This is a genomic window from Alphaproteobacteria bacterium (assembly GCA_026400645.1).
GTDB lineage: Bacteria > Pseudomonadota > Alphaproteobacteria > Paracaedibacterales > CAIULA01 > JAPLOP01.
Genome location: JAPLOP010000037.1, coordinates 50,513 through 64,820, shown reverse-complemented (window position 1 = coordinate 64,820; position 14,308 = coordinate 50,513). Strand labels below are relative to the sequence as shown.

General features: G+C 43.1%; 13 protein-coding genes. 7 read left to right on the top strand and 6 right to left on the bottom strand.

Annotated features, from left to right (window positions below; all coding sequences use genetic code 11):
• Window positions 1-16 precede the first annotated feature (16 nt).
• From NTX76_06330 to NTX76_06320, 3 genes are all read right to left on the bottom strand, one after another.
• The gene (locus NTX76_06330; protein ID MCX7338875.1) at window positions 17-844 is read right to left on the bottom strand and encodes an IS982 family transposase; all 828 of its coding nucleotides are present in this window, start codon (window positions 842-844) and stop codon (window positions 17-19) included.
• Window positions 845-1,015: 171 nt separating this feature from the next.
• Complete coding sequence (locus NTX76_06325) at window positions 1,016-1,765, bottom strand: DUF2608 domain-containing protein (protein ID MCX7338874.1); 750 nt, start codon at window positions 1,763-1,765, stop codon at window positions 1,016-1,018.
• Between the two features lies 1 nt (window position 1,766).
• Complete coding sequence (locus NTX76_06320) at window positions 1,767-2,345, bottom strand: hypothetical protein (protein ID MCX7338873.1); 579 nt, start codon at window positions 2,343-2,345, stop codon at window positions 1,767-1,769.
• 621 nt (window positions 2,346-2,966) lie between these two features.
• On the opposite strand from NTX76_06320, the gene NTX76_06315 reads away from it, so the two are divergent.
• The 6 genes from NTX76_06315 (at window position 2,967) to rlmB (ending at window position 9,348) form a co-directional block, all read left to right on the top strand.
• Window positions 2,967-4,403 (top strand): glycoside hydrolase family 15 protein, encoded by a 1,437-nt coding sequence (locus tag NTX76_06315; GenBank protein MCX7338872.1) that lies wholly within the window; start codon window positions 2,967-2,969, stop codon window positions 4,401-4,403.
• 74 nt (window positions 4,404-4,477) lie between these two features.
• Window positions 4,478-5,068, top strand: coding sequence for a hypothetical protein (locus tag NTX76_06310; protein MCX7338871.1), 591 nt, complete (start codon window positions 4,478-4,480; stop codon window positions 5,066-5,068).
• A gap of 141 nt (window positions 5,069-5,209) precedes the next feature.
• Entirely contained in the window at window positions 5,210-6,385 is a 1,176-nt protein-coding gene (locus NTX76_06305; GenBank protein MCX7338870.1) for a glycosyl transferase family 90, read from the top strand.
• A gap of 13 nt (window positions 6,386-6,398) precedes the next feature.
• Window positions 6,399-7,517 carry a glycosyltransferase family 1 protein gene (locus NTX76_06300; protein MCX7338869.1) on the top strand — a complete coding sequence of 373 codons (1,119 nt, stop codon included), beginning with the start codon at window positions 6,399-6,401 and terminating at the stop codon, window positions 7,515-7,517.
• Window positions 7,514-8,626, top strand: coding sequence for a glycosyltransferase family 4 protein (locus tag NTX76_06295; GenBank protein ID MCX7338868.1), 1,113 nt, complete (start codon window positions 7,514-7,516; stop codon window positions 8,624-8,626). Before NTX76_06300 ends, NTX76_06295 begins: the two co-directional genes overlap by 4 nt.
• 8 nt (window positions 8,627-8,634) lie before the next feature.
• The gene (rlmB, locus tag NTX76_06290) at window positions 8,635-9,348 is read left to right on the top strand and encodes a 23S rRNA (guanosine(2251)-2'-O)-methyltransferase RlmB (GenBank protein ID MCX7338867.1); all 714 of its coding nucleotides are present in this window, start codon (window positions 8,635-8,637) and stop codon (window positions 9,346-9,348) included.
• Window positions 9,349-9,557: 209 nt separating this feature from the next.
• On the opposite strand, the gene thrS is transcribed toward rlmB, so the two are convergent.
• From thrS to NTX76_06275, 3 genes are all read right to left on the bottom strand, one after another.
• Complete coding sequence (thrS, locus tag NTX76_06285; protein ID MCX7338866.1) at window positions 9,558-11,465, bottom strand: threonine--tRNA ligase; 1,908 nt, start codon at window positions 11,463-11,465, stop codon at window positions 9,558-9,560.
• A 63-nt stretch (window positions 11,466-11,528) separates the two neighbouring features.
• Entirely contained in the window at window positions 11,529-12,497 is a 969-nt protein-coding gene (gene lpxC, locus NTX76_06280; protein MCX7338865.1) for a UDP-3-O-acyl-N-acetylglucosamine deacetylase, read from the bottom strand.
• 39 nt (window positions 12,498-12,536) lie between these two features.
• Entirely contained in the window at window positions 12,537-13,427 is an 891-nt protein-coding gene (locus NTX76_06275; protein ID MCX7338864.1) for a hypothetical protein, read from the bottom strand.
• A gap of 418 nt (window positions 13,428-13,845) precedes the next feature.
• Between NTX76_06275 and bamE the strand changes: the two genes are divergently transcribed.
• Window positions 13,846-14,307: an outer membrane protein assembly factor BamE gene (bamE, locus tag NTX76_06270; GenBank protein ID MCX7338863.1), complete on the top strand. Its 462-nt coding sequence runs from the start codon at window positions 13,846-13,848 to the stop codon at window positions 14,305-14,307.
• The last annotated feature ends 1 nt before the right edge of the window (window position 14,308 follow it).

Below are 14,308 nucleotides of genomic sequence, written 5' to 3'. Positions count from 1 at the left end.
ACGCAGTGTGCAAGTTTCACCCTATCAGCAATTCCAATGCTAGTGGCTGATCTGGATTCTCGACCTTATTAAACATAAAACAAACTGTATGAGCTAAGATCTTTCTTCCAACCTTTGCACACAAGTGCCATAGATCTTTTGCCTTAATAGATTGGATACGAAATCGTTCAGAAAGTTGCCCAATAACCGTTTCAACCTTTCGTCTAATATTCATCATGGTTGATACGATTTCTTTTGGTCGTGAATCAGGCATATTTTTGCGTAAGGGGGTCTGTAAATCAAGACCCTGAGCAGTCAACAAAGCCTTTAATTCGGGACGGATTAATCCTTTATCGGCCAACAACATACCGCTCCTGTTGGCTGCTAGCTCTGGCACCATGTCTCGTTCATCAACGTTGGCCTGGGCTATATCGTAAGCCACAGCAGAGCCCTGTTGTGTGATCATGATGTGTCCTTTAAATCCGAAGTAATATTCGTCTTTGGTCGCACAATACCCAACAGAACCATGGGTTCTAAGGTCAGTTTTTGATCGTTTATACCGTCGGATATGACAGAGAGGAATTGGAAATCCATCGCAAAGGTAAAGATCCTGGTCTGTCGATAGAAGATCAGACACGAAGTGCTGAAGCTTCTTTTTAACAGCATACAGATTGGCACACTGTCGTGAAAAGCTGGTCCGGCAGCTGATCTTCGGGAAAAAGTGAGTCCAATGGGTTTTAAAATAGGCCCAAATGGCTTTGTCTGAATTATGCCCAAGGTATTCCCCAGCAACCTCAAGGGTTATGACTTCAGAATCGGACAGGGATGGTCTTTCCCCACGTTTTCTGATTTGATCTAAATTCATTTTTTGCAAATAATCATCGACAAAACAGTAAGTTTGAGTGATAAAATCTTCTAGGGTCATGGTTGCCTTTAGATAGCTAATGTTTTAATCAACTTTATCTAAACAAGCAATCATGGCTCATGCAAATTTATTCGTGAAAAACTTGCACACTGCGTAAGATACCGATAAAATCTATATTTTTGTCCAGTTTTCTGATATTTTTTTTATATTTTTCAACATAAGAATATTATCATCAATAGCTATAACTGTTTTTAATGATGTAGCTTTTTTAAAAAAATGCCTTAAAACCTCACCCTTTAAATGAGGACCATACTCGCCGTTAGAAAACAGGATCCCTTCTTCAAAACAAGGAGCATGGCTATAAAAAGGTTTTAATTCCCCTTGATGCTGTTCATCGCATGAGAACAGATTGGATTCGAAGCATATTCCATGTTTTTTCAACTCCTCCAGTCTCCATTTTTTTATTGAACCTGGATGATTAGCACCCAATAAAATAGCAGTTGCGCCAATCATGTTAATTCTTGTTTCTTTTATCTTATTAAAAATCAATGACGATTTTTTCTCCATCAATTCTGAGGCAGACGAAGTTATTGCCCTGGCAACAACAAAATCGATTTTCTCTGGTGCCAAGGAACCAAAAAGCCAAACAAGGGAGATCATATAAGATTGTACAGCAGATGCCGCAAACGCAGGTTCCGTCGGCTGCAAAAGAACAAAATCGATGTCCCATATGGCTAAAATTCCCGCCGGATCTCGGCCTTTAATGACATGAGAAATTATCTCTTCAATTTGATCGAAAGATAAAGCCTTGATAATAGATCTTTCCGATTTCGCCCATAATAAAAATAAATAATTTTTAATTATAAAAAAACACTTATGATGTATATCGCAAAAATTAATCAATTTCCCAATGTCAAACATTTTATTCTGCCGATCGACGTAAATAATCCACCATTTTAAAAAAATCCCCATACGTTTGCCTATCGAAACAATCTGGATTTTTAAGCATCTCACACAAAAGCAATGTATCTTCATGTGGATCTTTGGCGTTCAATATTGAATAAATGAGCACCGCCTTTAATTCATCCACCTTAAATTCGCTCTTGATTGACTGAATTGCACAAACCAATTCTGGGTTTGGCTGATTGGGCGAGGGGTCATTTGGCGCCAAATTATTAAGAGAGTCAAGAACCAGCTTTTTTCTTTCCGAATGAGACAAAGATAAAAAATCGTTTGGCAAAATGGGATTGCCAATAGTGACGTCTTGTTTGGTGCATTGATAAGGAAGATCAAATCGGCCCTTCGTCTCATTTACAACCGGCAATCCACCGGAAAAATAAACAGGAACGATAGGTTTATCAAGGCTAATGGCAAGCTCAATAAAAAGATATGACATCGCTGTGACGGGATCATCCGACACGAAGGACCGAGTCCCCGCCACATGAACCAACAAGGAGCTGTCTTTAATTATATCAAGATGGTCGTGAATTTCTCTGACCACTGATAGGGGGTCTTCTCTTTTTATGCAAAACATTTTGGGTGTTGTGCGCAATCCCGGATTTATCTCATCAAGTATGGCTACAAATTTGTCTAAAGGATGTCCAGATTTTGCAAGGATACACAACTTACCCCAAATCTTGTTTTTGAAAATCACATGAAATATCAAAGATTCTATCAATACCTGATGGTTGGCAACAAAAATGGGCGCGTTATCTCTCAAGAATTCACTATCTGCGAAAATTTTTATCTTATCAGTAAAAACACTGTGGATAGTTTCTACCATATCATGATGAGTGTCATTGTTTTTAAATTTATATATCATCGCAAAATCTTTGTTTTTTTGTTGTTATTAAGTAAAATCATGCTGAAAAAAAATAATAAATTAACGTTTTTTATATTTTTATAATAAAACAAAAATAGTTAATCGTTTATTAAAAAATCTGAACTCTCGATAAAAATAAATTTAACAAGACACTGCAGGACCGATTAGAAAATCTGGCCCAGAAATAGTCATGCATGATACTATTAGGGGTAGTATTTTTGCTTGCTAAACTATATTGAATGCATTTCACGTAACAGAATCAGCATAAAAATGATATCGCCTAAAAAGGACAAAATAACTATGACCTTTCCAACTGCCCAATCATGCAACACAGTCAACGACAACAACCCATTTACTCCGCAAGACCTTCGGGCGATTCAGGGCCACCTGTTAGCAAACATCGCAACCGACGAAAATACGTTTACAAAGAATGACGAGGGGGTAATTATCCGATCACGTCCGGGGGCTGTGATTGCATCGCTTTCCAATCAAGACACGAATGGAATGAGTCAAGATTATATCTTTCATTGGGTTCGTGATGCAGCAATCGTCATGCAAGAAGTTGTTTTTTTGTACAAACAAGCCCAGGGGGACGAAAAAACAAAGTTCCATGACTATTTAATTCGGTACATAAACTTTGAACAAGAATCCCAAAACCAAGCCCACCAACAAAACAAAAAAGACACCAGGAAAGATGCCTTAGGGGAACCAAAATACAACATTGACGGAACAATTTGGCAAAAACCATGGCGCCGCCCCCAAAATGATGGTCCAGCCTTTCGTGCCCTAACAATGATGTCTGTGGTTGATGCACTGGGGTCCAGCGACGCACTGATCGACATAATTAAAACGGATTTGGATTATGTTGCGTCAGAATGGGATCAAAAAAGCTATTGCGTGTGGGAGGAGGTCGCCGATACCCATCTTTTTTTTACCAATGGGATTCAACGAAAAGCCCTGATCAAGGGGGTCGCCTTTCTGGAATCGCATAAAATTGATGCGCCTTTTGCTGTCTATCAGGAAGCCGCCAAAAAGCTTGGTGAATCGCTAGAAAGGCACTGGGATGAATCCTTGGGATATTTTGCGGAAACAATGACTCAGCAAGATCACAAGGGCGGTGGGGTTAACAGTTCTGTCTTGTTGGGATTATTGCATGGTGATTTGGGAGATGCGTCCGATCCATTAAGCCTGGGCAATGATCGCGTGATGAGCACGATTTTCTTTCTAAGGCACATATTCGCCAATTTGTATAAAATCAATTTAACCCAAAAGGCAAACGGTTGCGTTTTCCTGGGTCGCTATCCGAACGATATTTACGATGGGGATCAGTTCCGTTATGGAAATCCATGGTTTTTAATCACGGCTGCATTGGCAGAATATTATTACCGATTGGCTCCTATTTTGTTAAAACAAGGACACATCGAAATCACCACTATTAATTTATTATTTTGGCAACAAATTGGTGGTGGAAATACCGTAAATATCGGAATGATAACGGCCGCCGAACACAACGACAAATTTCATCGACTGGTAAATTGCCTAATCCAAGAAGGTGATCAAATTCTAAAAACAATAACGGGATACGGGGCCAGCCATCAGGATGATACCTCCTGCCATTTTTCTGAACAGCTTGATCGCGTAACCGGCCAACAAGTCGGCGCCAAAGATTTGTTATGGACTTATGCCGCATTACTTTCGGCAACGCGCAGTCGTCAGGTTTTGTTCCAAAAGGAATAAATAATTATTCCAAATTGGGGAAATTTATGTAAATATTATCGACTAATTAATCAAAATAGAAAGTATCAAGAACAATGAATTTGTTTCTACGCGTAACGAGTCTGCTTCTAATGGCATCGGGAGCAGGATATGCTTCAGACCTTGAAATTAATGGAGATGCTATCGCCAATCCCCACAAAACGCCCACAGCCAGTAAATGCCACCCGAGAATCATTCCCCATGGCTTGCCCCGCAGTCCCTCGAAACTCGATTTGATGACCCCCGCCGTAACCGTTCTGCATTATATCTCTCCTTCAATATCAGACTTACTAGCGAAAAAAACAAAGGATGAAGTCAGATATCCGGTAACCCAAACGAACCCAATAAAGGCCAGTGATTATCATGGCGCGCTTAATTTATCGGCCCAGCTTCCCTCACAAAAGGCCACACTTCCAGAATCATTTCACAAGAGCTCCCCTACTCGGGTTTTGATATCAGATTCAAAAAACAACATTAGTCAAAACATTCCCGCCCAACAACACGCACCGGCGGATCCAATATTTCAGAAAATCGCCTCTCAACCGCCGCGCTTACGCAGAAGCGATTCAGATTCCACAACCTCACACTCGGAATGCGAATATGGAAATCTGATGATAACTAATTATCATCCCACCTGGCTTCGTTAATATAAGTCAGACTTTTAAATTTATGCCCAAACAGAAAAAACTATACCTGTATTCTGTTTGGGAGTATATTCTGACTTGAAATAAATAACAAGCTATCAACTTTTTCTAAAGTCAGATATATATCGTTAAAAAGGGGTTATTGTGCGTCATCTTAAGAAACTGATTTTTGCCCTTCCTCTCTTTTTTCTGTATTTCATGATGGCCCACCAGAACAAAATTAACCCCTTTGAAGGGCCGCGTTCTCAGCAAGCACAGCAGATATTAGATGATTTATACACTCAAATAAAAAGTCAGAAGCATTCCTATACAAAGGGCACCCTCGATAAGTTCGAGGCTATTGTCAATGATCTTGTGACTAAAAATAGCGTGCCTACAGATTGTTTTACGCGTATTGATTTCACCAGCGGTTCGTTTTCAGCCCCTGCATTAAACAATGCCTACAAAGACAGGCTAAATATTCTCCTAGACTTTTTGAACACAAATGTCTCGGCCCATCTCAACAAAGAAAAATCATTTTCATTTTATAGTGCGCTTGGGGATTGTGGTGCGCTGCCCAAGAATTTGTTAGCACAAATGGATATTGCGACAGTGCCTATTTTAATGATCGACATTGACAAGAAATATTATAAAAAAGACCTCAAGAGTATTTTTCTAGTTCCTGATTTTTATCTCATTCGATCAAAATACTCAAAGTCGATCGATCGCATCAAAAAGGAGACAAAGAAGAACCCCTTTCCTTCCAGAAAAGATATCGCTATATGGCGCGGGTCCCAAACGGGCGGATCTTATGACATGACGGAAAAAGATACTATCCCCCGCTATCGATTGGTTGATTTTTCCCTAAAAAATCCCGATTATGTTGATGCACGTTTCGTTAGTCACACTTGCCAGGTTCCGGATTCAGACAGCGGTCGAGCATACACAAAATTCATGGAGGAAACGTTTGGAACAAATCCGGCTAAAAACTTTATTCGTTTTGAAAATCAAGCAACATATAAATACATTGTTTCCCTGGATGGGAATGTATCGGCATGGGAACGCGTTTGTTTCGGCATGCATATGGGAACCATTCTGTTGTATCAGACAAACTTTGTGCAGTTTTTTACACCTTACATAAAGGATGGTGTTCATTATATTGGCATTAATCCTGACATGTCCGACATAAGGCAAAAAATTGATTCATTGCGCAATGACCCAGAAAAATGCAAAACTGTCATGCAAAATGCACAAAAATTTGCATCAGATGTTCTGACGCCTGAATTTTTCGTGGTGTATTATGCAAACGTCTTAAAAGCGATTTCCGATTCCTTTGAATAGATATAGAAACTAAATGAAAATTGGCATTGATGTTCGGAACTTATCAAAACCATTAACGGGTATTGGGCGATATACGCTCGAGCTGTGCCTCCAGCTAGCCAAAATTCCCGACACGCAGCTGTTCCTCTATAGCCCGGCGCCCATTATTGATTCCATCGATTTATCCGCTTTTGAACCCCACACTGTTCGCTGTGCGGACCTGCAATCGGTGTGGCGTCGCCAACTTTGGGCCGAAACAACCCTGCCAAAATGGGCAACGGCGGACGCAATCGATATTTTTTGGGGACCGGCCCACAGGCTCCCCTATTTCTTGCCAAGGAAAATCCCATCCGTTGTTACCATTCATGATTTGGTTTACCGCTATCATCCGCGAACCATGCGTTTGGGGACGCGTGTATTGGATACAATCCAGATGCCCCTGGCAATCAAACAAGCCGATCATATTTTGGCTGATTCAGGCGCAACACAAGAATCCATTTACACCGAATTCAAAGTCGCCCCATTAAAGGTATCTATTGTTTACAACGGCGTTTCCAAAAAAATGGGACCCATCCCACGGCCCCTGAAATTCCTTGAAAAAAAATATATTCTTTTTGTAGGAACACTGGAGCCTCGTAAAAACCTGGTCAAGCTTTTATGGGCCTATAGCGCCCTTGATGAGGATGCAAAACAGGCAACGCCGCTTGTGATTGCCGGGGGAAAAGGATGGGGCGATGTTAATCTTGAGGGGTTAATTCATAAATTAAATCTGTCACCCTTTGTGCATCTTTTGGGTTATGTGGACGACCCCATATTGCAATCGCTTTACGCAAATGCCCTGTTCCTTGCTATGCCATCCTTGTACGAAGGATTTGGCCTCCCCCTGATTGAATCCATGTCCTATGGCGTTCCCATTTTAACATCTAACACATCATCAATGCCAGAGGTTGCCGGGGATGCCGGATATTTGGTCGATCCATTGAATGTGGAATCGATCAAGAATGGTCTTTTGACCCTGATCACAGACATCAAGTTACACCAAGCTTTGTCACAAAAAGCCAGGCCCAATGCTGATCGATTTTCTTGGGAAGATTCGGCACATCGTTTACGGACAATTTTTGAAAAAGTCATCATGGATCGGCAACACCAATGAAAATCTTACATGTTTATAAAACCTATTTTCCGGACACAATGGGGGGCGTTGAGCAGGTCATATCGACCCTGTCAAAGGGATTGTTGAAGGATGGAATAGTATCCGAGGTTTTTTGCCTAACGCCCAACAAAGACACAGAAACAATCGTTGTTGACGGGATACGCGTTCACCGCTGTCCATCCGATTGTACCATCGCATCGACGCCCTTGTCCCTGCCCGCCTTTAAAAAATTCCGTGACCTCTCAAAACAGTTTGACATCATTCATTATCATTTCCCCTATCCCTTTGCCGATATGCTACATTTTGCAGCGCGCACCAATCCCCCAACAGTCGTGACCTATCATTCTGATATTGTAAAACAAAAACTATTTTATCCGATTTACAAGCCATTGATGTATCGGTTTTTGAAAAGCGTTAATTGCATTGTGGCGACGTCTCCCGCCTATATGGAAACAAGTCCCATCCTAAAACAATTCAAAAACAAAACATCAATTATCCCCATTGGCATTGATAAAAAGGATTATCCAGCCGCCACACCGGATGGAATATCATCCCTTCAAAAGCGTTTTGGGGATCGATTTTTTGCCTTCGTTGGCGTGCTTCGATACTATAAGGGGTTGCATACCCTGATCGAGGCTGTACGCGATACATCCATTCAAATCGTTATTGCTGGGACCGGGCCGATCGAGCATGATCTTAAAAAACAGGCGGCAGGATTAACCAACGTTCACTTCCTTGGGGCGATATCAGATCAGCAAAAAGCTGACCTGCTGACAGCCTGTTATGGATTCGTATTTCCATCACATTTGCGATCGGAGGCATTTGGCATTTCACTGCTAGAGGCGGCGATGTACAAAAAGCCGTTAATATCATGTGAAATTGGAACAGGAACAAGCTATATTAATCACAATCAAACAACTGGTTTTGTAATAGAGCCCAATCAACCAGAGGGACTAAAACAGGCCCTGATGGACTTATTGGCAAACCCAAAAAGGGCCAAAGAAATGGGTGAAAATGCCCACACAAGATATCTTGACCTGTTTTCAAGCGACAAGATGATAAGCGCTTATAAAAAATTATATCATCGCATACAACATCCATCGGAGTAGACGTTTCAATGTATTTATATGGTTATCACCCTTGTCGTATGGCTTTATCAAACCCAATGAGAAAGATCCAGCGTGTATTGCTGTCGCAGGAAGCCACACTGGACAAGCTGCCACCCGTCGGTCAAGCAAAGGTGGAAATCATGGACCGTCATCATCTTGAAAGGCTTTTGCCAGCCGGAGCTGTCCATCAGGGGATCGTCCTGGATGTTCACCCGCTGGAACCCCATCCGATTGAATTTCTAGAGGATGCCCTGTCCCCAAACGAACGGATCGTTGTCCTGGATCAGGTGAATGACCCGCACAATGTGGGGGCAATTTTACGCACGTCCGCCGTGTTTGGGGCACGCGCGTTGGTTATGACGGATCGACATGCCCCAAAAGAATCGGGTGCATTGGCAAAATCAGCCTGTGGCGCGCTGGAACTTGTACCACGGTGCGTGGTCAACAACCTGGCCCAATCCATTAAGGAATTAAAGGCATTTGGATTTTGGTTTGTAGGATTTTCCGAAGCCGGAGAAAAAACGTTGGATCAAATTGATCTGAATGGAAGGATCGCTTTACTAATGGGTGGCGAGGGCGAAGGAATGCGACGCCTAACCAAGGATTTATGCGATTTTCATGTTCGCTTGGCCACGGTGCCCGACTTTTCAACATTAAATGTATCCAATGCAGCGGCAATCGCTTTGTATGAAACATTTAACCATCAAAACAAGGGTAGGTAATACTCCTCCCGCGACTTGATCGCGGGATCCACAATGGAATACATGGTTCCCGTGGTCAAGCCACGGGATGACGGGAGTGTTCGTTGAGATTAAATTAAAATAGTAAATAGCATGAATTAATATTTACGGTATAAGTGCAAATTTGTTGAACTACCTCTTAGTGAAAATGGTATTAACCCCAGTTCGACGTAAAATCCCCAACAAAGCCCCTAGGGAATGCAGGCCTCCAGGATCAACGTATCAATGATTTCCTGACGACTGACAACTTGCTGTGCCTCCCCGCCCAAACGCCGCACAGCGACGGTGTTTTCCTCGGCTTCTCTTTTCCCTACTACCAATAAGTATGGTACTTTTTGCAAGGAATGTTCACGCACCTTGTAATTGATTTTCTCGTTACGGGTATCCAATGTAACTCGAATCCCAAGATCCAATAAATGCTGATAAAGAGCAGTCGCATACTCCTCTCCATCGCTGGTGATCGTCGCAACGACTGCCTGAACCGGTGCCAACCACACAGGGAATTTCCCGGCGCAATTTTCGATCAACACCCCAATGAACCGCTCGAACGTGCCCAAAATCGCCCGATGCAACATGACAGGTCGGTGCTTTTTGCCATCCTCGCCAATGTATGACGCATCCAAACGTTCCGGCAATACAAAATCCACCTGCAACGTTCCGCACTGCCAATCGCGCCCCAGCGCATCCTTGAGCACAAACTCAAGTTTGGGGCCATAAAAAGCCCCCTCCCCCGGATTTAGGGTATAATCAAGACCCGCCGCCGTTGCCGCCGTTATCAGGGATTGTTCAGCCAGATCCCAAACAGAATCATCCCCTGCCCGTTTTTCTGGGCGATCGGAAAATTTCACCCGAACATCGGTGAACCCAAGGGCTTTGTAGATCTCCATCAACAGATCACAAAAAATCTTCGTTTCAGAAACAATTTGTTCAGGTGTGCAAAAAATATGGGCATCATCCTGGGTAAACGCCCGAACGCGCATCAATCCATGCAACGACCCCGATGGTTCATTTCGATGGCACGATCCAAATTCCGCCATTCGCAACGGTAGATCGCGATAGCTTTTCAGACCCTGTTTGAAAATCTGAACATGGCACGGGCAATTCATCGGTTTTACAGCCAACACTTTTGATTCTGAATCAACCGTAAACATGTGTTCGCGGAATTTTTCCCAGTGACCCGATGCCTCCCACAGGCTGCGGTCCAGCATTTGTGGAGTTTTAACCTCTACGTATCCAACCTTATCGAGCCGTTTGCGCATAAATGCCTCGAGCGTGCGATAAATGCTCCACCCCTTTGGGTGCCAGAAAACGCTACCGGGGGCTTCTTCCTGAAAATGAAACAGACTTAATTCGGTACCCAAACGACGATGATCGCGTTTTTCGGCTTCTTCTAGTTGGAAAAGATGATCTTTCAACTGTTGTTCGGTGGCCCAGGCAGTTCCGTAAATTCGTTGCAACATGGGGTTCCGATGGTCGCCCCGCCAATAGGCGCCCGCCAGCTTCATCAATTTGAATGCGGTTCCAACACGACCGGTCGATGGCATATGGGGCCCACGACACAGATCAACAAAGTCCCCCTGCTTGTAAAGCGTAATGGGTTCATTCCCAGGAATGCTTTCGATCAGCTCGGCCTTGAAAAATTCGCCCTGATCGCGGAAAAATTGGATCGCGTCTGCACGCTCCCAAACGCTGCGAATAAATTTCTCGTCACGGTTGATGATTTCCCGCATGCGCGCCTCGATCTTAACAAGATCATCTGGCGTAAAGGGTGTTTCACGGTGAAAATCGTAATAGAACCCGTTTTCAATCGAGGGTCCAATGGTAATCTGTGTTTCTGGATAAAGTTCCTTGACAGCCTCTGCGGTGATGTGGGCCGTATCATGCCGGATAATATCCAGGGCTTCTGGATCCTTACGGGTAATGATTTCGATTGTGGCGCCATTGGGAACAACACGCGTTAAATCCCACAATTCACTGTTTACACGCACTGCAACGGCTTCTTTTGCCAATCGCGGGGAAATAGAGTGGGCAATTTCATCGCCCGTTACGGGGGCGCCATATCGGCGTTCACTGCCATCTTTTAAACAAATGTTGAACATACTCTTTATACTTTCTGACCTTAAGAATTTCTTAACGTCAGGTTATACCAAAGAGCAGATAAATCAAAGAAACATTTGTTGTGGTAAAGAATCCGCAGTCCATGCACCCTGTGTTGAAAAAACCGCTCTCAGCAGTTGATTATTAAGGGCATGCCCAGAATTATGTCCCCTAAAATGTCCATGAATCACAACGCCCGCCAACGCTAAATCCCCGATAGCATCAAGGACTTTGTGGCGGATCAGTTCATCATGAGACCGAAGGCCATCCACATTCATAACAGCATCATCCTGAATCACGACGGTATTATTAAGGGATGCGCCCTTGGCAAGTCCGGCGGCCCATAGTTTTGCAGCATCCTCGTAAAATCCAAAAGTCCGCGCGTCGCATAACAAGGATGAAAAATCATCGGCATCATAATCGAATGTAAATTCATCTTGCTTCATCGATGCAGGCAAGCGCCCACCGGCATCAAACGTCATTGTGATGGAACGATTTTCGGATGGGACAAATTCCGCAAAAGCATTTTCGGAACCAACGCGAACAGGCTTTACTATCTTAATAGAGGGCGCAGATTCACCCTGGGAAAAAGTCCCTGTCGAGCGAATCATTTGTGAAAAAACAAAAGAACTGCCGTCCATGATGGGAACTTCTGGTCCGTTGACTTCGATGATGGCATTCGTAATGCCCGCGCCCGCCAGCGCCGCAACCACATGTTCAACCGTTGAAATGGAAGCACCCTGCTTGTTGGATAGCGTTGTGCACATCCGCGTGTCGCTCACAGCATCAAAACGGGCAGGAATTGTGTTTTGCCCCTGGGGTAAGTCGCCCCGCAAAAACACATACCCTGTTCCAACAGTGGCTGGACGCAGTGTCAATGTTGACGATTTGCCAGAATGAACACCAACACCAATGCAGCTTACACTTTTTTTAAGTGTCGCTTGCAGTGGGGCTATCGCCTCGTTTTCATAATCCCTTGCAGGCCACGGAAAGGCTGCTGGGTGAAATTGATGTTGATTTGAAACTGTTTGCACGTTTGTTGTACCGTAATTAGTCTTTCTCAACTATAAGTTTTACGACGAAACAAGATCCTTTACAAGAACCGCCATGTTACAAAGTGTGACAAGAGCACCAGCTTTCGTGGCAGAATCCAATGCTTGCAAGGTATCAAAATGACCAAAGGTTTTGTTCGTAACGCGCGCAAGACCCAGTCTTTGTTGGGCAACCCGGCTATGTCTCTCTATAAGGACCTGGTTTTGAGTGAGTTTTTCTTGTATCGCAGATATGGCTATCTTGACATCTGAAAAGCAACCCCCAACCCTCAGATCCTTATTAAACTTTCCCGCTATTAATGCATCATTTATGGGCTTAACTATATTTATGTAACATGCACCGGACTCACCAAATGCATGCTTACCCAATTGATTAAAAACTCGATCCCCAAAAATCCCTTGGGAATTTAGAGTATAAAGAGCAAAACAAAAAAATGAAAGTTTACTCTGATTTCCAAGACACACAAATGGCGAGATAGACACCGATGTCTTTATTTTATTATTCTGTGGCGGAGCAGCAATATGCAGACATGCCAGCTTCCCTTCCTGTTCCCTGAATTTGTTTGCGATATATACCATCACGTCTTTTACCTGACCGAGGGACTGAAGCCCATCCGAAGGACCCCATAATTGGTGAACAACATCATTAATTGGATCCACGATATTATCGAACAACTCCCGTTCATAATCCACTGCGCCCTTTAAAAAATCATGCAACTTACCCTGTCCATATGTTTCCTCATAAAGAAGATCTGCGTCTAAACTGCACATGCTGTCTTCGGCTACCTCCCTTATTATGTCTTCAAACAAGGCTGAACGCGTACACTCCTCGGGATCTCCCACTGAAGCTGCCTCTACCCCCTTCAAAAACAACCCTACCAAGGTGCCCAAAATTATTTTCTTTATACTCATTACGTCTAAAACTCTTTTAAATTGTGATTTCATTGAATATCGGGGAAAATCCCCAACAATTATTAAACACTACCGTTTAATAAATTTCACGCAAAAAGTTTATACTAACCTAAGCTCGATGTAACAAGTCAATAAAACCCAGACAAAAGCAAGTTTCCCTATGGCTTGACCATAGGGTCCAGAGAATGAAAATGATCTTTATCAACTGGGGAAACCTATAGGTTTCCTCGGTCAAGCCGAAGGAAAACTACGGTGGGTCTTGTTTTAATACGGCTCTTAATGTCGAACTGAGTTTATACTGGTTACTTTGAACCTAAACGCCCATTTTGGGTGATTCCATTGGTAATGAATTGACATATTGAACGGGGAATGCGAAACATAGACTATAAACTATCAAACGAAGGCGTGTAATTCATCCATGAAAAAAATATATCACCTGATCCCCTTGTCATTAATTATTGCTTGTTTTTCTGGTTGCACGCCAACCATAGACAGTCGCGGATATAACCCGGAAACACTGGATCTGAACAAAATCCAACTGGGCGTTGACACCAAGGAAACAATCCAGGAAAAGTTTGGCAGCCCCTCAACAACGTCAACTTTTCCAGATTCCAACCAAAGACAAAGTTGGTACTATGTTTCCAAAAAAACATCCACGACGTCTTTTCATACGCCACAAACATTAGAACAACAAACAATTGTCATCGCGTTTGATCCAAAGGATATCGTAAGGGAAGTCAAGAAAATCGACGGCGAAAACACCAACATAGAACCAAATCAAAAGAAAACAGAAACGACAGGGTATGAATCCAATGTTTTGCGTGACGTTTTTGGCAATTTTGGAAAATACAGCACGCGCGATCCGAACGCCAAAAAGTAAG